The organism is Methylobacterium sp. NEAU K (genome assembly GCF_030700285.1).
Taxonomy (GTDB): domain Bacteria; phylum Pseudomonadota; class Alphaproteobacteria; order Rhizobiales; family Beijerinckiaceae; genus Methylobacterium.
Window position 1 is genome coordinate 25112 of sequence record NZ_JAUYZJ010000004.1, and the last position, 18675, is coordinate 43786.

Below are 18675 nucleotides of genomic sequence, written 5' to 3' on the forward strand. Positions count from 1 at the left end.
GACTCAACGCGCCGCGAAGATCTCGATCCCGTCGAGGTGCAGGTACTGCTCCTCGTCGAGATCGACCTTCAGATACCGGAACCGGGCGTTGTCGAACCGCAGGTGGAGCGGCAGGCCGGGGTGGCAGTGGGCATCCACGGCGTCGAAGACGAGCCGGTATTCACCCTCTGTCTCGCCCAGCCAGACCCGCATGAGCTGCGCCCGCTCGCTGAGCTGCCCCCAGCGGTTGTAGATCCGGATCTCCGAGACCCGCTCGACCGCGCCGAGGTCGAGCACGAACCACGGGTTCCGGTCGAGGCCCGTGTGGACGAAGAACGACGGATCGCCGGTCGTGCGCGCGCCGTATACGCCCGTCGTCCCGGACCAGGGCGAGGCGGAACTCGCCGTCCAGGACTTGCCCAGGGCGAGATTCTCGGACGGGCGCACTGTAACGAGCGTGTCCATCTCGAGCTCGTCGATCAGCGTCCGGATCTGCTTCGACGGCTGCCGCAGCGGCGGGATCTCCAGATCGAGCTTGTAGATCAGGTTCGACAGGATGCTCTGGTCGAAGCGGTGATCGATGAACCCGTCGAGATCGGCCAAGCCCATCTGGTTGGGGCTGTCGGTGACGACCCGGGCATCGCTCGCGTAGCGGAGCCACTCGGCCACCAAGTGGCGGGTCGCGGGGCTCACCATGAAGGCGATCCAGGAGGCCTGGATCTGGTCCGCGTTCCAATAGCGCTCCGTGTCGCACTCCATGAGCACGAAGCAGTCGCGCTTGGTCCAGGCCCGCTGCGGCCGGCCATGCAGCACGCCGACCGCGACCCGGCGCTCGGATCCGTCGAGCCAAGTCAGGAGCGGGGCGACCGGCGGCAGCGGATCGTCGCCGACCGCCTGCATCCCGGTATCGCTGAACACGATGAAGTCGCCGTCGCGACGCTTCTCCAGCGCTTCGGCGATGATGTAGGGCTTCCAGGCCCAGTTCCCCGCGCCCCGGGACCGGTCGAGGATTTCCGTGTGCGCGCGGTAGAACGGCGTCTCGCGCAGCCGGTCGGGGGACCAGCTCTCGATCGTGTCGAAATCGCCCGTGGCGGCCGCCGCGGCCACCAGCCGGCGCTGGCTTTCGACGTAGTGGTACTTGGCGGCGAAGCTGACCAGGGTCTTGTGGCGCGGCCGCAAGCGGCGGCGCTGCATCATCAGGACTTCGGCCCGATGCGTCTCGAAGGCGTTGATGCGCAGGGCCTCCGAGGGCTGGTCAGCGCTGGCCAAATCTGTCCTCCGGCGGGATGGCTGGGCGCTTGTCACCGGTTTTCCCGTCTTCGGCAAGGCGGCGCGGGTCGGCGGGGTCAGGCATCGTCGAAGGCGAGGTTCTCGATCGGGTAGTCGATCATCAGGGCGCGCCGTTCGGGCGAGTTGTCCCACTCGCCGACCTTCGTGTAGCCGCCGGCCACGTCCAGCACCTCGACCACCGTCCGGATGGTCGGGATGCTCCTGAAATGCTGCGGCCAGCCGGAGGCGAAGTAGAACACCTGCTCGATCCGGTCCGAGAGCTGGCAGACGCCCGGGCCGAAGGTGCCGAGGCCGAACACGAGGTAGCGCCCGTTCATCAGCGCCGCGACATCGTCGATGAGGGCGCCGCTCTGGGTCGTCAGCGGTACGCCGCGCTCCGAGATCCAGGCTTCCAGGGCCGGGATCACCGGGTTGAGGCGGTTCTCGAACACCAGCTTGATCGACGCGATGCGGCCCTCCGCCAGGAGCCGGTCGATGACGAGCTTGTAGAAGGCGAGTGGCGGCTGCGGGTATTGCGGCGCCACCCAGGTGCTGAAGATGTCCCCGGAGCGGATATGGATCATCAGCGCGTCGTCGGGCTTCTCGGGAATGGACACCGGCAGCCGGTTGAACAGCGGCCGGATACAGGTCCGCATGATGTCCCGGGTCTCCTCGGGACCGAGCGCGCCGGCCAGCCGCTGGATCCCGAGATCGAAATACATCCCCGACAGGTACGTGCCATCCGGCGGCAGCGGCTCGGATCCGGGGATGAAGGTGATGCCTCCGCAGGTCAACGGGCCCGACAGGCCGATCACCTCGCTGCGGTCGGCCGCCGGGAGCTTGATGGTTTTGAGGTTCAGATGGCGCGCGATGCCGATGGCCAGCAGGCACTGGATCAGGCAATTGCCGAAGGCCCCGGTCTCGTAGATCGCGAGCCCCACGAGGGCGCGGGTCCGCGGCCGCTCGGCGCTGACGAGGCTGTAGGAGACGTATGGGTTCGACCCCGTCCGCTCGCCCGCGATGTCGAAGGGGACGTCGAGCACGCGCCGCAGGGTGATGAGGTCGAACAAGGCGCGCTCGCACCAGACCCGCACCGCCGGGAAATCCGGTCCGGCCGACAGGGTCACCGTCATGCGGACGTAGCGCGCCCAGGTGCCCTCCCCGGGCTCGAGGATCAGCGGCATCCGGGATCCCGCCTCCTCGGAGCCACCCTTGAGGACGGCCTCCGACCAGACCTGCCCGTCATCCGAGAGTGCGAGGTCCGGGCGCGGACCGGGCGCGTCCCCGGCGACCGCGATCGAGACGGCCTGGATCGGGAAGCGCAGGCCGAGATCGACCTGCAGGCGCACCGCCCCAGTCCGTCGCACGAACGTATCCTCGGCATCCAGCCGGTGCCACGGCCGTCCAACGGCCAAGTCGACGAGGTCGGCATCGATCGCTTCGCTTGCACCCGCCCCCATCATGGACATCGCAGGCTACCCAGGCCTTCACGCTGGCGGGGAATGCGAGCCGGACGTGATGCCCAGTTGACTGCGAGAACAAAAAGGGTACGAATAGTCACATGCGTCAGGCCCGTAGCTACAAGTTTCGGCTTCGACCGAGCGCCACGCAAGGTGCAGCGCTCGACGCAATGCTGGCCGATTTCTGCGGCCTGTACAACGCGTGCCTTCAGCAGCGTATTGAGGCATACCGCCGTCGCGGCGTGGCGCTGCGCTACGCGCAGCAGGCCGCCGAACTGTGCGCCGTGCGGGCCGAAGAGCCCGCCCTGGCGCGCTGGTCGTTCACCGCCCTCCAACAAGTCTTGCGGCGCGTCGAGACCACTTACACGGCATTCTTCCGGCGGAAGCGCGGCTTCCCGCGCTTCCGCGCGGCGAGCCGCTATCATGCCGCCGCATTCCGCATCGGCGACGGCCTGCGCCTTCTCAAGACTGGCCGCCTCGCCGTCGTCGGTGTAACGGGCGGGATCAAGGTGGTATGGCACCGGACATTCCCGCCGGGTGCCAAGCTCGGCACCGCCGTGCTCACCCGACAACTCGGCAAGTGGTACGCAGTCTTCTCGGTTGAGGCCGAGTTCGGCGGCGCGCACGGCGTCGGTGATGTCGGCCTCGATCTCGGCCTGAATGCCTTGTTCGCGACCAGCGATGGCCATAGTGAGCCCGCTCCGCAATTCGAGCGGCGCGCGCACAAAGCACAACGTCGTCGCCAGCGGGCGCTCTCGCGTTGCAAACGCGGATCGCGCCGGCGTGACGAGGCCCGCGCCCGGCTCGCGGCGGGCGCCGCCCGCATCTCGCGCCAGCGCCGCAATCACGCCCACAAGCTCTCGCGCGAGCTCGTGTCACGCTACGCTCGCCTCGCCTTCGAGGACCTCAGCGCAGCGGCGCTGGCGCGGTCGCGCCTCGCCCGGTCGATCCATGACGCCGCGTGGCGTACGCTCGTGAATATGACCACGTACAAGGCTGAAAGCGCCGGTGCGGTGGTGCAACTCGTCGATCCTAGGGGCACGTCGCAGACGTGCCCCTCCTGCGGCGCGGTCGCGGCAAAGCCGCTTGCGTTGCGCAGGCACACCTGCGCCTGCGGCAGCGACCTCGACCGCGATGTCGCCGCAGCGCAGGTCGTCCGGGATCGCGCATTCGGGCCGGGATACGGCCTTTGGTCTTTAAGCGTGCGGGTTGCCGCGTAGCTCGACCGAGAAGCCCCATCCTTCAGGGCGGGGAGTTGTCACAGCATCCGTCTACAACGAACACGATGCGGGTGCGGCCGGACCGGCACGCCACCCCGATGGGAGTGATCGGATGCGCACCCTCGCCCTCAGCCTGATGCTCGCCGCCCTGGGGGCGGCCCCGGCGCGCGCCGAGCAGGACCTGTTGCTCGGCGCCGACATGACATCACCCGCGATGACGACGGCCGAGATGAGCCGCGCCGACATCGCGGCGATGATCAAGGCCGCCGACGGCAAGCCCCTCGATCTGCATGACCGAGCGTTGTCCGGGCTCGACCTGTCGGGTCTCGATCTGAAGGGCGCGAACCTGCGCACGGCGCGCCTCAACAAGGCCAACCTGCGCGGTGCCGACCTCAGCGGGGCGAACCTCGAGCAGGCATGGTTGCTGAAGGCCGACCTCACCGGCGCCAAGCTCGTCGGCGCCCGGATGTTCGGCATCACCGCGCGCGAGGCCAACCTCAGCGGCGCCGATCTCAGCGGCTCCATGCCCATCGGCGACTTCAAGGGCGCCAACATGAGCGGGGCGCGGCTCGTCGGCCTCAAGGGCGGGGCCGACATCAGGAATCAGTCCATGGGCCTGATGCGCGCCGTGTTCACCTCGGTGAACCTCTCGGGCGCCGACCTCAAAGGCGCCGACCTCGGTCGGTCCCGGCTGGAATATGCCGACCTCCGGGACGCCGACCTCACCGATGTCGTGCTGATGGGCTCGGACCTGTCCGGCGCGAACCTGACCGGTGCCACGGTCGCGGGCGCCGACTTCAAGAACGTCGATGTCAGCGGCGCGCGTCTCGTCTCCCTCAAGGGTCAGGACAGCGCCAAGGGTTGGTCGGCCCGGGTGAACGCCGATCGCGCCATCACCCGGACCGCCGACTGACCCGGTCTCAGGCGTCGAGCCCGAGCATCAGCCCGAGATTCTGCACGGCCGCCCCGGATGCGCCCTTGCCGAGGTTGTCGAGGCGCGCCACCAGCACCGCCTGCCCGTGTTCGGACGAGCCGAACACCCGCAGTTCCAGCCGGTCGGTGTCGTTGAGATCCTCGGGCTCGAGCTTCTCGCGATGCGCCCCTGTGGCGGCACCCGGCACAACCTGAACCAGGGGCTGGCCGGCATACCAGTCGCGCAGGGCCGCCTCCAGATCGGCGGCCTTGGGCTTGCCCGGCAGCATGTCGAGGTGGAGCGGTACGCTCACCAGCATGCCCTGCCGGAAGTTGCCCACCGACGGCACGAAGATCGGCCGCCGGGTCAGCCCGCTGTAGCGCTGCAGCTCCGGGACGTGCTTGTGCGCGAAACCGAGGCCGTAGAGCTGGAACGGCGGTGCCGTGCCGCGCTCGTAATCCTCGATCATGCTCTTGCCGCCGCCGCTGTAGCCGCTGACCGCGTTGACGCTGACCGGATGATCGGCCGGGATCAGCCCCGCCTCGACCAGCGGCCGCAGGAGCGCGATGCCGCCGGTCGGGTAGCAGCCGGGATTGGCCACGCGCCGCGCGCGGGCGACGGCGGCGCCCTGCTCCCGGGTCATCTCCGGGAAGCCGTAGGTCCAGCCGGCGGCGACCCTGTGGGCGGTGCTGGCGTCGAGGATGCGCGGGCCTCCGCCGGGCAGGCTGTCGGCGAGCGCCACCGTCTCCTTGGCGGCATCGTCGGGCAGGCAGAGCACCGCGAGGTCGACCTCGGCGAGCAGGGCGCGCTTGGCCTCCGGATCCTTCCGGTGCTCGGGGGCGATGCTGCGCAGGATGACGCGCCCGTCACGCTCCAGGCGCTCACGGATGCCGAGGCCGGTTGTGCCGGCCTCGCCATCGATGAACACGGTGGGCCGCGCCGCTGCTTCGCTCGCCATCGTCCGTCTCGCATGCCGGAATCGTGCCCGGCCGTCACGTCCCGCAGGTGAAGGCTGCGGGCGCGACTGTCAACGGCGCCGTGAGCCTCAGACGGGCAGGCGGCCGTCGGGCGAGTAGCGGTCGATCGCCGAGGGCAGCTCGCGGGACAGGCGCGCGAGCAGCGCCGCCCGGCTCAGCCCGGTCTGCCGCGTCAGGTGTTCGAGGGTCTCGGGTCCGATGGCGCGCTCGAGCTCGGTCTCGGGGATGTCGCGGTTGGTGCCGTGGTTGATCCACGAATTCGCGGTCTCGCCGTGGCCGCCCTTGGTGAAGTGGTCGACGAGTTCGCTGAGGCCGTTGGCGAGCAGGCCACCGACGCCGGCCGAGCCGACGCCGCCCAGGATGCCGGAGAGTCCGCCGGACTTGTCGAGTCCGCCGGTGGCGCTCGGGGTCGAGGCCGAGGGGTTCGGCACCGACGGGACGGGCGACGGGCTGGTCCCGTGCCCGTGGCCCTTCAGCAGCTCGGCGAGCTTGTCCCGGTTCTGGTAGCCGGCCACCGCCAGCAATCCCAGCAGCGCGGTCATCGAGGGGTAACCCTTGCTCATGGCGTTTTCGTCCCAGTCTCTGGATCGGGCAGGCGGTAGAGGGCGCTCTCGGCCCTCCGCGGCGTGGGTTCAGCGGGTGCGGCGCGACGGGGTCGCGGCGCGGCCGGCGAAGCGGCGGCTGACATAGGCGATGATCTTCGGCAGCACGAACGCGGTCAGGATCTTGCGGATCATCTTGGATCTCCTTGAGGGGTTTTCAATGCGGGGCTGGATGCCCCAGCCGGCGGATCAGGTCCTGCCGGTCATCGTGTCGATGACGGACTTTCAGGTCCGTGGTGCTGCGCATCATGGCTTCCGCCCGTTGGGGGCGGGCCGGTCCTGTTGCCGATCCGGTGCACCCCCGCGACAGGCGTGGGGCCACCGGGATCAGGGCTACCGGGCGCCGTAGAGGTCGGCGTGCGTCCCGAGCTTCGGGGCGCCGAGGCGACCACCGAAGAAGGCGGCGAGCGCGCCGAGGATCAGCGCGATGGCGGCATAGAAGGCGCCCTGCGTGGCCGCCGACTTGGTCGCCACGGCCGCGGCCTCGGCCTTCTGCTTGGCGGTGGCGACCGCCTGGTCGTACTGCTTCTCGTAGTCCTGGATCTGCGTCTTGGCCTGATCGGCCGGGATGCCCTGCGCCTTGGCGAGTGCGTCCGCCGCCCGGTTCTCCGCCTGCTGCTTCTGCGCCGCGTCGCCCGTCAGGACGGCCCGCACCGCCGCCACGGCCGCGTCGCGTGCCGCCTGCGGATCCTGTCCCTGAGCCTGCTGGCGCACGGTGTTCTCAATCCCGTCCAGGGGGTTCGAAATCTTCGACAGCGACGGCGCCGCCGCCTGGGCCGCCGTCTGCACGGTGTCGCCGACCAGATTGCCGGCCCCGCCCAGAGTGGCCGTCACGCCGTTGAAGGCGCCGCCGACGATCCCGCCCACCGCCGAGGTCAGGAGGTAGAGGACGACCAGCGTGGTCACCGACCAGGACACCAGCCCGTGCAGGCCCGCGGCGCCGCCCACCGGCTTGCCCGAGAGGCGTCCGGCCAGGAAGCCGCCGATCAGAGAGGCGACGATGCCGGAGACCACGAACCAGATTCCGGCGCCCATCGACAGCGTCGAGGCAGCGGGATTGTCGGACGCGTTCATGCCGACGCTGGACAGGCCGACGCCGACGCCGAGCATGTTGAGGATGACCTGGGCCACCAGTGCCGTGGCGGCACCGGCGAAGATCGCGCCCCACGACACCTGATGGAGGAGGACGGTTCGCGTGTCGCCCGCATGGGCGAGCGGCGCGGTCGAGAGGCTGGGGGATACGGACACGGTGTGGCTCCTGGTCGTCTCGTCGGGGCGGTGGCCCGCGCTCAGCGGCGGGAATGCATCAGGAGAGCGAGGCCGTAGCCGACGGCGCCGGCGATCAGCAGCGCGACGAAGGGGCTCTCCTCGACCTGATGCGCCACCGCGCGGGTGCCCCGGCGGGCGTAGTGGCCGGCCTGCGCGTAAGCGTCCTCGGCGTAGTCGGAGGCTTCGCTGGCGGCGTGGCGGGCGGTGTCCTTGGCCTGCCCGTAGAGGTTCTCCGCCGAGCCCTGCGCCTCGCGGAAGCGGCCCTCGACGGAGTCGCTCTTCGAGCCGACGAGGTCGCCGACGGCGCCCTGCGCCTTGCCGATGAACTCCTTCGCGGCGCCCGTCACGCGATCGGTATCGACCATGATGTCTCTCCTGCTTGATGGCTGGTGGGTTTGATGGATGTGCGCCGCTCGATCCGGGCTACGCCGCGCGCGGTCCCGGATTTCGCGTCGGATTTCGAAGACGAAGGTGGAGTCCGGCCCTTCGCGTTTCAGGTCGGCATGGCGACGGCTTCTCCGGTCCAACTGTAGACCCCACCCGAAAGCGGCCCGTCGATCCTGTTCATGAGCGCGCCTCCGAGGTCGAACTCGGTGATCCGGAATTTGGGACCGAAATTCGCCGGTTCAATAGTATAGATTTACCGGTTAGACTGTACTTATGTACTCGCCTCCCGGGTCGAGAAACCGTTGTCCCGGCCCCAGACGATCACCTCGGTGCGCTTGTGAACGCCGAGCTTGCGGTAGAGGGCGGCGGCGTGGTTGCGCACCGTGTTGCGCGACAGGTTCAGCCGCTTGGCGATGGCCTCGTCCGAGAGGCCGGCACAGATCAGCCCGAGGATCTGGCGCTCCCGGACCGTGAGGCTCTGGGCACCCGCTTCGGAACTGTCGCGGCCCGGATGCCGGAGGCCGGCGAGCTTCTCGATCAGGCCGCGGCTGAACCAGGACGTGTCGGCCATCACGGTCTCGATCGCGGTGAACAATTCGCGCTCGGAGCGCTTGCGCTCGGTGATGTCCTGGAGAACCGCCAGCACGTAATCGGCGTCGCCGATGACCACGCGCTCGGCCGAGACGAGGCAGTCGATCTCGGATCCGTCCTCGTGCCGCAGGCACGTCTCCAGGCCGAGCACATAGCCGTTGCGTCGGACCGTGGCCTCGAACTTCATCCGGGCGGCGTCGGAGACCCAGAGGCCCAGCTCCTCCGCCGAGCGGCCGACGGTCCTGTCCTGGCTGTAGCCGAAGGTCCGCGGGAAGGCCTCGTTGACGGCCGTGATGGTGAAGCCGTCGGCGCGGGCGAGGAGGGTCGGCACCGGCGTCATCCGGAAGGCCGTGGCGAAGCGGGCCTCGCTCTGGCGCAGCGACGTCTCGGCTTTCTTGCGCAACTCCAGGTCGGCGAAGGTGAAGAGCATGCACGGCTCCTCGCCCATCTCGATCGGCTGGCCGGCCACGATGACGAAGCGGGTGCCGCCGTCGGGAAGCTGCAGGCAGGCCTCCATCTGGGGGATCGTGCCGCCCTCGTTCAGGCGGGAGACCGCCAGATCGCGCTGCTTGGCGTCGGCCAGCACGTCGACCTCGTAGACGCTGCGGCCGATCACGCCGTCGCGGGTGTGGCCGGTCATCTCCAGGAAGCCGGCATTGACCTTGACGTGGCGCAGGTCGGACAGCCGGGTGATGACCGCCGGCGCCGGGTTGGCGTTGAAGGTCTTCTCGAACCGCTCCTCGGCCTCGAACTGGTCGGAGACGTCCTTGAGGATCAGCGCGAGGCAGCTCGGCTGCCCGTCCCGGTCGGTGGCGACCAGGCTGCGCAGGGAGTGGACGAAGGCGAGGTCCGGGCAATCGGTGCGCGCCACTTCGACGATGACGTCGTGGAACGTTTCGCCCTTGACCACGCGCTCGATCGGATAGTGCTCCGGCGGGCGGTTGTTGCGGTAGCGGAGGGAGAAGCGCTCCCGGTAGGCATCGACGGTCCCGCCGAGTTCCTCCAGATCCTCGACGCCGTGCATGGCCAGCGCCGCGTCGTTCGCCCAGGTGATCGTCTGGTCCGGCTCGACGAGGATCACGCCCTCGGTCAGGCCGGCGATGATCTGCCTCAGCTCGTGTCTGTCGACGCCCGCCGTCACGGTATCTCAGATGCCTCGCCTTCAGCGATCCCGAATGGATCGGCGCGGGCGGTAACAGGCGGCGGGACCGGAGGTTCCCTTGTGCGCAATCGGTCTGCTGGTCTATTTGGCTCAGCGCCGTGATCGAGCGCCGTAGTGCTGGCGTTCCCAGCCGATCGTCTTGGTCCGTGCAGGTTGGAGAGGGACGCGTCGCTCGGCGAAGCGGGTCGGCACGGGCCCTGCCGCCATGGAGCGGCCCCGCGCCGCCCTCGGGCCGCGGCCCGCGGCGCGCTCCCGAACGTCGACGCAGGGGATGCGCGCGCAGTCCGACGATATGCCGGCCATGGGGGCGGCCCGCCAGAGGACGAAGGGTCTGCTCCGACGGTGCGGCCGCGATCCGGATCGCTCGCATCGGGACCGCGGCCCATCGCGGGCCCTGAGTTCCGACGACGATTCGGCTGATCCACAACGAGAAAGGGCGGCCCCCGCAGGAACCGCCCTCCCCCATGATACCGATGATGAAACCGCGGCTCAGCGCTTCGAGAACTGGAAGCTGCGGCGGGCCTTCTTGCGGCCGTACTTCTTGCGCTCGACCACGCGGGCGTCGCGGGTGAGGAAGCCCTCACGCTTGAGCGGGGCGCGCAGCTCCGGCTCGTAGTAGGTCAGCGCCTTCGAGAGGCCGTGGCGCACGGCGCCGGCCTGACCCGAGAGGCCGCCGCCGGCGACCGTGACGGTGATGTCGTACTGGTCGACGCGGTTGGCGATCTCCAGCGGCTGGCGCAGGATCATGCGCAGCACCGGGCGGGCGAAGTAGACCTCCACCGGACGCTTGTTGATCGTGACCGTGCCGTTGCCCGGCTTGATCCAGACGCGGGCGACTGCGTCCTTGCGCTTGCCGGTGGCGTAGGCGCGCCCTTGCGCGTCCAGCTTCTGGACGTGGATCGGGGCCTCGTTGGCGGGGTCGACCGCGCCGGTGTTCGCCCGGTTGAGGTCGGCGAGAGACTGCAGGGTCGCCATGATCAAGCGCTCACGTTCTTGCGGTTGAGGGCGCCGACGTCGAGCGCCTGCGGCTGCTGGGCGACGTGCGGGTGCTCGGTGCCCTTGTAGACGCGGAGGTTGCCGAGGATCTGACGGAAGAGCGGGCCGCGGGGCAGCATGCGCTCGACGGCCTTCTCGACCACGCGCTCGGGGAAGCGCCCCTCGAGGATGAACTTGGCCGTGCGCTCCTTGATACCGCCCGGATAGCCGGTGTGGTAATAGTAGCGCTTCTGTACGTACTTGCGGCCGGTGAACTTCACCTTGTCCGCATTGATGACGATCACGTTGTCGCCGCAGTCGACGTGGGGCGTGTAGGCGGCCTTGTGCTTGCCGCGCAGGCGCAGGGCGACGATCGATGCGAGGCGGCCGACGACGAGGCCCTCCGCGTCGATCACGATCCACTTCTTGTCGACCTCGGCAGGCTTCAGCGAGGTGGTCTTCATGGCGAAATCCCAGGGTTCCGACGAGCCGGGGCACCGACGGATCGGGGCGCCGAAGGCATCGGGGTGCCGAAAAACGAGCCGCCGCGTGGGGGCACGCGGCGGCGACGCCGGGTGCATAGCCGGCCCCGGCTGCCGGGTCAACCGGGAAAATCTGAATCCGGAAAAATCGTTTGCAGTGAATGGGTTGGCCAATGCGGTATCATGATACCGCGCTCCTCACTCGGACCGCTTGCCCCGCTCCGCGATGGTGAGCCTCTGGACGCCCCGGGCGGCGAGCACCGGCTTCTTCGCGGTGAGGATGCGCGAGTTCACCCCGGTCCAGCCGATCTCGCCAGAGAGCCGGCCGTACTCGATCTTCGGGCAGCGGTTCATGATCACCGTGAGCCCGCGCGCCTCGGCTCGGGTGGCGGCCGCGTCGTCGCGCACGCCGAGCTGCATCCAGATCACCTTCGGCAGCGGGTCGAGGGCGAGCGCCTCGTCCACCAGGGGGCCGGCGGCCGCGGCGTTGCGGAAGATCTCGACCATGTCGATCGATTCTGGGATTTCGGCGAGGGACCCCACCACCCGGCGCCCGAGCAGCTCCTGCCCGGCGAGGCCGGGATTGACCGGCATCACCGCGTAGCCCCGGTCGAGCAGGTATTTCAACACGATCCAGCTCGGGCGCGCCGGGTTCGCGGAGGCGCCGACCAGCGCAATCGTGCGGGTCTCGTTCAGGATCGTGCGGATCCGCGCGTCAGGATAGCGCGCGTGTCGGTCGCTCGGCTCGGTCGGGATCATCGATCGGGGTGCTTGGATCAGGGGTGCTTGTGGATGGGGTCGACCCAATGGACGGTCTCGGGGCGCTCGACCGGCTCGACATCGGGGATGTTGACCACCACCGCCTCGTTGTCCGAGCGGACCAGCACGCAGTGCAGGGGCTCCTGCGTGGAGGCGTTGATCTCCTGGTGCGGCACGAACGGAGGCACGAAGATGAAGTCCCCCGGCCCCGCCTCGGCCACGTATTCGAGCCGTTCGCCCCAGCGCATCCGGGCGCGGCCGGAGACGACGTAGATCACGCTCTCCAGGGCGCCGTGGTGGTGCACGCCGGTCTTGGCATCGGGCTGGATCGCCACCGTGCCGGCCCAGATCTTCTGCGCGCCGACCCGGGCCGCATTGATCGCCGCCTGCCGGAACATGCCGGGCGTCTGCGCGGTGTTGGGGTCGAGCCGGTCGCCCGGGATCACCCGCACGCCGTCGTGCTTCCAGCGCTCCGCCGCGGGGGCGCCATCCCCCGGCTCGGACTCGTGATGGTGCGTGTGGTCGTCGCCGGTGTCGTGCATGTCGCGGATCCGCTCCCGTCCCATCATCGCAGGGCCGCCGGCCTTTCGGAAGTGGTCGCCGGCGCCGCCGTCACAGGCGCCAGACCGCGTGGCCCAGCCGCCGGAACGCGGCGGTGTCGTAGAGCGATTTGACGTCCACGATCAGCCCCCCGGGCTTGAGCCTCCCGGCGATCTCCTCCGGGCCGCGCTCGGCATAGTCCCGATGCGGGACCGCCACCACCACCGCGTCGACGTCGCCGGGCAGATCGGCCCAGTCGACGAGCTCGATGCCGTATTCGGACCGGGCCTCGGCCTTGCTGGCCCGGGGATCGTGCACCGACACGGCGCAGCCGAACTCGGCCAGCTCCCGGACGAGGTCGGCCACCTTGGAATTGCGCAGGTCCGAGCAGTTCTCCTTGAAGGTCAGGCCCAGCACGATGACCCGGGCGCCGCTTGCGCGGCCGCCCTGCCGGACGATCAACTTGACGGTCTTCCGGGCGACATGGGCGGCCATGCTGTCGTTGATGCGCCGACCCGCCAGGATGACCTGCGGGTGGTGGCCGATCATCGCGGCCTTGTGGGTCAGATAGTAGGGATCGACCCCGATGCAGTGGCCGCCGACCAGTCCCGGTCGGAACGGCAGGAAGTTCCACTTGGTCCCGGCCGCCTGCAGGACCTCGAGCGTGTCGAGGTCGAGCTTGTCGAAGATCAGCGACAGCTCGTTCATGAGCGCGATGTTCAGGTCGCGCTGGGTGTTCTCGATGACCTTGGCGGCCTCCGCGACCCGGATCGACGAGGTGGCGTGGATGCCGGCCTCGATGATCGTCCCGTAGAGGGCGCTGACGCGCGCCAGGGTCTCCGGGGTATCGCCCGCGACGATCTTCACGACCTTGGCGAGGCTGTGCTCCTTGTCGCCGGGATTGATCCGCTCCGGCGAATAGCCGACGAAAAAATCCGTCTTCCAACGCAGGCCGGACTGCTGCTCCAGAACGGGGACGCAGATCTCCTCCGTGGCCCCGGGATAGACCGTGGATTCGAACACCACGATCGCCCCGCGCGTCATGTGCTGGCCGACCAGGGCGGAGGCCCTGACGAGCAGGTCGAAATCCGGGCTCTGGGCCGCATCGACCGGGGTCGGGACCGTGACGATGACGATGTCGGCCTCCGACAGCCGGGTCGGGTCGTCGGTGATCGACAGCTGCCCGGCGGCCCGGAACGCCGCCGCGTCGATCTCGCCCGCCGGGTCGATCCCGCCCCGGTAGGCCGCCACCTTGGCGGCCGAGTGCTCGTAGCCGATCGTCCGCCGCGTCCGGCCGAACGCCAGGGCGAGCGGGAGTCCGACATAGCCCAGGCCGACGATCGCCACGCACTCCGCCACGCCGGATCCCTCCACGGACTTGGACTTGCATCAGTGGCGGCATGGTGCGCGGGCCGGCCGGCGAAGGACGCCCACGCCGCGCCGCCGCTAGGACCCGCTCATACCCGCTCTCATCGCGATCCGGTATGCGTTCTCCACCGGCTCCGGCTCCGGGCGCGCGTCGCGCCGGAGGGGCTCCGCCGGGAGGTCTTCCTCGACGAGGCTGCCATCACCCGCCTCGTCGGCGCGAGCCCCCCGAACAGAACGACGAGGAAGCCGTCCAGCGCTCACGCGACATGACGCTGGAGCGCATCGCCCCGAGCGGCGTGACCCCCTCGTCAGCCTGCCCGCCCTGGCAGCCTGATGAGGGACCGGCCCTCCCGGTGATCGTGGTGGCTCACTGAAGCGACACCCCGCCAGGGAACACGACCGCGGATCCCGCCTGAAGCAGGGGCGTTCATGCCGCCCTTCGCTTTCCCAAAAGGGAGCGCGCTCAGGTGCGCCTCGCCGAGGACGCGACCGAACTCCTGGTAGGCGAAATAGGGAATCAGCGCGACGAACATCACCCAGGCCAACGAGGCCACGCTCCGCGGGCCGCCGCCCATCTCCGCCAGGACGTCGCGCGGTGCTTTCCCGTGCCAAGCCCCCACCAGCACCTCCTCCACCCCATAGGCGGCGATCAGGAAGGCCGTGAGCAGGAGCGCGTGATACAGAATCACGTAAGCCAGCGGCCCCTGCCGGAGGCGCCGGCCGACGGACCCGGAGCCGATCTTCGCCGCCTCGGCTATCAGCATGAGCTTGGCCATGACGAGCGCGTTGATCAGGCCGAGCGCGTAGAAATGGTAGCTCGGATAGTGCTGAACCTGTTGATCGAGCCGGGCGTAGATATTGAGGCTGAAGAGGATCAAGGTTCCGAAAACCACCAGCAGGTAAGTGGCGAACGCCAGGTAGCGCTTCGCCTCTTTGGCGATCCTTGACGCGAGCGACGGGAGCGCGGCTCCCGCTCCCGCCGCGACCGGCTCCCGAGGAACAGGCAGGACGGGCCCGTCATCGTGGTGAGAGAAGGAGCGCATGGCTGACTCTCCGCGGCTTCCAGTCGACCACGACCCGCGCGGGATCCGGCGTGCATGCGCCACGGCCTCCCGGCAGGCCTCCGGAGCCTCGACCTGACCTGCCTTCCGCATGTGGTGGCCGTTCCAGGCTGGTTATCGGGGCCTCGCAGACGTTTACGAGGCCCCGTACCGGCTCATCGCTGCAGGGCAGCCCGGAATTGGATCAGGCGGCCAACTTCACGGCGTGCCGGCTCTCGATGGTGCGCCGGATCAGGCGGCGGGTCCGCTCGATGAAGGCCAGCTTGTCCGCCAGGCAGCTTTCCAGCAGGACACCCACGCCGAAATGCCCGCTCACGTCGGCCATGGCGACCAACGCCACGTACTCGGCGACGCGCAGGTGCATCATGTGGTTGGCCTTAATCAGGACGAACAAGGCCTTGGCGGCTGGCGCCTGGATCTCGGCCAATTCCCGTCGGAAGTCTTCGAGAAACACCTCCTGGAGGCGACCGTTGGCTGTGATCGGCTTCTCACCGATGAGCTCGAAGCAGCGGTCGAGGGACTGGATGGTCTTCTTCTGCAGGAAGGCGCGCGACTGAAGCGCCTCCTGGATCGCCGGGTCCTGGGCGGCCTGCCCGAGTTCATCATAGACCTTGGTAGCCCGTTCGGCGTGATGTCGGGCATCGCTCAGCATCCGGATGAAGAGTTCCTTCGGCGTCTTCACAGCCATCGCGGCCTCCTTCTCGGTCAAAGCCCGTAGGCTCCGATGCCGGCTTAGACCCTCGAGAAACCGCTCGCTTGACCGCGATTGCCTTTCTTCCGACGGATCCGGACACGCTCCCGCACAGGTGCCCCGGTCCGCCCGGGATCGAACGCAGGCGCCGCCGGGCCGGGCGCTTGAGCGAGATCAATGCTGGGCGGCGGCCCGCATGCCAGACACGGATGAACTCGAAGCCAGGCGCCGGTGACCGAGGGCCGCCGCTTCGCCGATCCGTTGGGCCTGCCTTGCGAAGAAGGCAGGGAGAGCACGGTGCGCCCAGCGCATGGGACTCAGGCCGTCGGCGCGGATGACCATGCGACGGCCGCAGGCGGAAAGGCTGCGCCACGTGTCCAAGCACCCGCCATCCTTCGCCGTTCGGCCCTCCGTCAAGAGCATTCCTCCCCGCCCCCGCGCGGGTTGCACGCTCCCCGCCCCTGAGGCTGGCCGGGTCGGTATGGCGCGGGAGATCCCGGCTGTGCTGCTGGCATTGGGCCTCGACCCGGCTCCGGTCATCGCGGCGGCCGGGCTTGATCCGGCCTTGCTTGAGGACGCCGAAAATCTTCTGCCGGCCTCGTGGCTGGGACGGCTGCTCAGCGCGTGCGGGTCGGCGACCGGCTGCCCGTGTCTGGCGTTGCGAGTCGGTGCGCGCGCGGGCCTCTCCTCGTTGGGGATGGTCGGCCTGCTGATGCAGAACTCCCCGACCGTCGCCGACGCCCTCGGGAGCCTGATCCGGCACGGGCACCTCTACCATCCCGAGATCGTCCCGACGCTGGAGATCACGGACGGCACGGCGGTGCTTCGCTACAGGATCCTCCCGGCCGACCTGGTGGGGTCCGATGAATCTGCGGAATGCGCCCTGGCCGCGGGGTTCCGGATCATGCGCGCCCTGTGCGGCCCGGAATGGCTCCCCGGCGAGATCCTGCTCGCACGCGGCATCGACGGACGTGCGGCCGCCTTCCGGCAGGTCTTCGGGGTTCCCGTCAGATCCAATGAAGAGGCGAGCACCCTGGTATTCCCGGCGCGCTGGCTCGATCAGCCGGTCGCCGGCGCAGATCTGGGCTTCCAGCGGCTGCTGGAACGCCAGGTGGCGCACCTCGAGGACATGAGCGACGAGCCCCTCGTGGACCAGATTCGCCGGTCCTTGCGGCCCTTGTTGCTGGGCGAGGGATGTTCGGCGGCCCGCGCGGCGGGATTGTTCGCCCTCCACAGCCGGACCTTGAGCCGTCGGCTGAAGGCCGAGGGCTTCAGCTTCCAGCGCCTGGTCGATGATGTCCGCTACGAGCTTGCCTGCCATCTCCTGAGGAACGCCAGCATGCCCTTGGCGCGGGCCGCGGCCGCCCTCGGCTATTCCGAGGCCAGCGCCTTCACGCGTGCCTTCCGCCGTTGGTCGGGCACGACGCCCAAGGCCTGGCGGATTCGCACGGCGTCGGCTCTGTCTCGCGAGCGAGACGCGCGGCAGGAACCGGCGCTCGTCCCGCGCCTCGTTCTGAGGCCAGTGCCCGCCCGTGCGGGTCCGTCGGGCGCCTGTACCGTCGGCGTCCCGGTGGCCGACCATCGGATTGTCGAGGAAGCGCCGGGCGCGCCGGGACTTGGCCGCGCCTCGCAACTCTGCGGGGGCGGGATGTTTCGCTGCCAGCCAGCGTGTGCGCAGCGGATTTTCCCGCGCGATTGCCCATGATGGTCGTGCCCCTGTCGTCCCAGGTCCAAAAAGGGTTCGAGCCGGTCAAGCAGCCTCCGAGCGGTTGCGCCAGACAGGGCGCGGGTCGGTTCAGGCCCGCGAACGCAATCCTTGGAGGCGATCATGCGACCCACCCTCTCACGACCGATGACCGGATCCGTGACGCTGGGGCTCGCGGCGGCCGGCATGCTGGCCTGCTCCCTGGCGCTGGCGCAACCACTGGTGCTCCGCGTCAATCCACGCCTTGCCGGCCAGGGCGTGCTCATGTTCGGCAACGAGGCCGGATCGGTCCAGACCTTGTTCGACACCGGGCCGCGCTACACCGATGAGAACGGCCGCGGTCCTCGCGTCGGCAGGGGCAGCGTCGTGCCGGCCTGGATCGAACTCGGCTCGTTCCAGAACGTCTCGGTCCCTGGTCTGAATCCGGCTGGCTACTACGGGTACTTCATCTCGCCCGACGACAAGGCCGTCATCATCGACCTGGATTCGCACAGGATCGTGCGCGTCCTGTCGCCGTGACGTCGGCTGTGGCGTGGAGAACCCATGTCGACCGTGGCCGGCCAAGTTCCAACCCGGTTCGGTCCCCGCTCGGCCGGCCACAGCCTTCGACTGACGGCGAACGACCCGGCCTCGACGACCTCCGGTCGAGACTGTCTTAAATTGTCAAACGCCTACCCGGACCGATCAAGCGACGGCCTCCGCGATACGCGATGGTGCCCGAGGCGCCGAAGGGTACCTCACACCAGCGAAAGGGCATTGCGATGACCGAACTCCGTTTGCGACACGCTCGGAACGCTCTGGCCGCGATGGCCGTGCTCGGGATCGGCTTCATGATCGATCTGACGCCGAGCACGTGGCTCGCCGGCGCACCGGCTGTATCCCAAGCCGAGGCGCGGATCGGACGCCCGGCGACTGCGACCAGCGTCGCCGGGGTCGCGCGTCGAACCACCAGACGCACGGTTCGGCGCGGGTACCGCTATTGACCGTGCTGGGCACCGCGGAAGAGAGTTGACGCAGGGAATCTGCACGGCGGGGTGGCGTCGAGGTCTTGCCCGATCCGCGGCCACGATGGCCGCGGATCAGGTGCGACGATGAGCGGGCGGGCCCGCCGGAACCACCTTCCCGCTAAAGTGGCGAACGTGGCGCGCGCCGCCTGCAGCGTGGGACCCTCACCGGCATCGTCGAGCCGCAGGCCGCATCAAGCGCTACATCGCCGAGCACGACCGAATCCCCGGATCCTTCGGAGCCAGACCCGCGCTGCCATC

The 18675-nt window shown here is 69.2% G+C and carries 18 protein-coding genes; 4 read left to right on the top strand and 14 right to left on the bottom strand.

Features of this window, described 5'->3' with window-relative positions:
* Positions 1 to 3 precede the first annotated feature (3 nt).
* Positions 4 to 1248 carry a hypothetical protein gene (locus Q8W67_RS04510; RefSeq protein WP_305541352.1) on the bottom strand — a complete coding sequence of 415 codons (1245 nt, stop codon included), beginning with the start codon at positions 1246 to 1248 and terminating at the stop codon, positions 4 to 6.
* Between the two features lie 77 nt (positions 1249 to 1325).
* Positions 1326 to 2615: a discoidin domain-containing protein gene (locus Q8W67_RS04515; RefSeq protein WP_305541355.1), complete on the bottom strand. Its 1290-nt coding sequence runs from the start codon at positions 2613 to 2615 to the stop codon at positions 1326 to 1328.
* 194 nt (positions 2616 to 2809) lie between these two features.
* Here Q8W67_RS04515 and Q8W67_RS04520 point away from each other — a divergent pair, with 194 nt between their 5' ends.
* Together Q8W67_RS04520 and Q8W67_RS04525 are read left to right on the top strand one after the other, a co-directional pair.
* The gene (locus Q8W67_RS04520; RefSeq protein WP_305541357.1) at positions 2810 to 3928 is read left to right on the top strand and encodes a transposase; all 1119 of its coding nucleotides are present in this window, start codon (positions 2810 to 2812) and stop codon (positions 3926 to 3928) included.
* Positions 3929 to 4040: 112 nt separating this feature from the next.
* Positions 4041 to 4841: a pentapeptide repeat-containing protein gene (locus tag Q8W67_RS04525; RefSeq protein ID WP_305541360.1), complete on the top strand. Its 801-nt coding sequence runs from the start codon at positions 4041 to 4043 to the stop codon at positions 4839 to 4841.
* Positions 4842 to 4848: 7 nt separating this feature from the next.
* Here Q8W67_RS04525 and argC read toward each other — a convergent pair whose 3' ends face one another.
* The 12 genes from argC to Q8W67_RS04585 form a co-directional block, all read right to left on the bottom strand.
* Positions 4849 to 5799: an N-acetyl-gamma-glutamyl-phosphate reductase gene (gene argC / locus Q8W67_RS04530; RefSeq protein ID WP_305541362.1), complete on the bottom strand. Its 951-nt coding sequence runs from the start codon at positions 5797 to 5799 to the stop codon at positions 4849 to 4851.
* A gap of 87 nt (positions 5800 to 5886) precedes the next feature.
* Positions 5887 to 6381 (bottom strand): YidB family protein, encoded by a 495-nt coding sequence (locus Q8W67_RS04535; RefSeq protein WP_305541364.1) that lies wholly within the window; start codon positions 6379 to 6381, stop codon positions 5887 to 5889.
* Positions 6382 to 6753: 372 nt separating this feature from the next.
* The gene (locus tag Q8W67_RS04540) at positions 6754 to 7668 is read right to left on the bottom strand and encodes a PhnA-like protein (protein ID WP_305541367.1); all 915 of its coding nucleotides are present in this window, start codon (positions 7666 to 7668) and stop codon (positions 6754 to 6756) included.
* 41 nt (positions 7669 to 7709) lie between these two features.
* Positions 7710 to 8054 carry a CsbD family protein gene (locus Q8W67_RS04545; protein WP_305541370.1) on the bottom strand — a complete coding sequence of 115 codons (345 nt, stop codon included), beginning with the start codon at positions 8052 to 8054 and terminating at the stop codon, positions 7710 to 7712.
* A gap of 293 nt (positions 8055 to 8347) precedes the next feature.
* Entirely contained in the window at positions 8348 to 9808 is a 1461-nt protein-coding gene (locus Q8W67_RS04550; RefSeq protein WP_305541373.1) for a helix-turn-helix transcriptional regulator, read from the bottom strand.
* A 510-nt stretch (positions 9809 to 10318) separates the two neighbouring features.
* The gene (gene rpsI, locus Q8W67_RS04555) at positions 10319 to 10804 is read right to left on the bottom strand and encodes a 30S ribosomal protein S9 (protein ID WP_305541375.1); all 486 of its coding nucleotides are present in this window, start codon (positions 10802 to 10804) and stop codon (positions 10319 to 10321) included.
* Between the two features lie 2 nt (positions 10805 to 10806).
* Positions 10807 to 11268, bottom strand: a complete 462-nt coding sequence (gene rplM / locus Q8W67_RS04560) for a 50S ribosomal protein L13 (RefSeq protein ID WP_305541378.1) — start codon at positions 11266 to 11268, stop codon at positions 10807 to 10809.
* 216 nt (positions 11269 to 11484) lie between these two features.
* On the bottom strand, positions 11485 to 12045 hold the full coding sequence (locus Q8W67_RS04565; RefSeq protein WP_305541381.1) for a CoA-binding protein: 561 nt from the start codon (positions 12043 to 12045) through the stop codon (positions 11485 to 11487).
* 17 nt (positions 12046 to 12062) lie between these two features.
* A complete protein-coding gene (locus Q8W67_RS04570) occupies positions 12063 to 12587 on the bottom strand; it encodes a cupin domain-containing protein (protein WP_305541384.1) in 525 nt (174 codons plus the stop codon).
* A gap of 70 nt (positions 12588 to 12657) precedes the next feature.
* A complete protein-coding gene (locus Q8W67_RS04575; protein ID WP_305541387.1) occupies positions 12658 to 13944 on the bottom strand; it encodes a nucleotide sugar dehydrogenase in 1287 nt (428 codons plus the stop codon).
* A gap of 317 nt (positions 13945 to 14261) precedes the next feature.
* Positions 14262 to 14996 (bottom strand): hypothetical protein, encoded by a 735-nt coding sequence (locus tag Q8W67_RS04580; protein ID WP_305541400.1) that lies wholly within the window; start codon positions 14994 to 14996, stop codon positions 14262 to 14264.
* Positions 14997 to 15198: 202 nt separating this feature from the next.
* Positions 15199 to 15702, bottom strand: a complete 504-nt coding sequence (locus tag Q8W67_RS04585) for a DUF892 family protein (protein ID WP_305541403.1) — start codon at positions 15700 to 15702, stop codon at positions 15199 to 15201.
* A 505-nt stretch (positions 15703 to 16207) separates the two neighbouring features.
* Between Q8W67_RS04585 and Q8W67_RS04590 the strand changes: the two genes are divergently transcribed.
* Entirely contained in the window at positions 16208 to 17410 is a 1203-nt protein-coding gene (locus Q8W67_RS04590) for an AraC family transcriptional regulator (protein ID WP_305541406.1), read from the top strand.
* Positions 17411 to 17533: 123 nt separating this feature from the next.
* Positions 17534 to 17929: a hypothetical protein gene (locus Q8W67_RS04595; RefSeq protein ID WP_305541410.1), complete on the top strand. Its 396-nt coding sequence runs from the start codon at positions 17534 to 17536 to the stop codon at positions 17927 to 17929.
* The last annotated feature ends 746 nt before the right edge of the window (positions 17930 to 18675 follow it).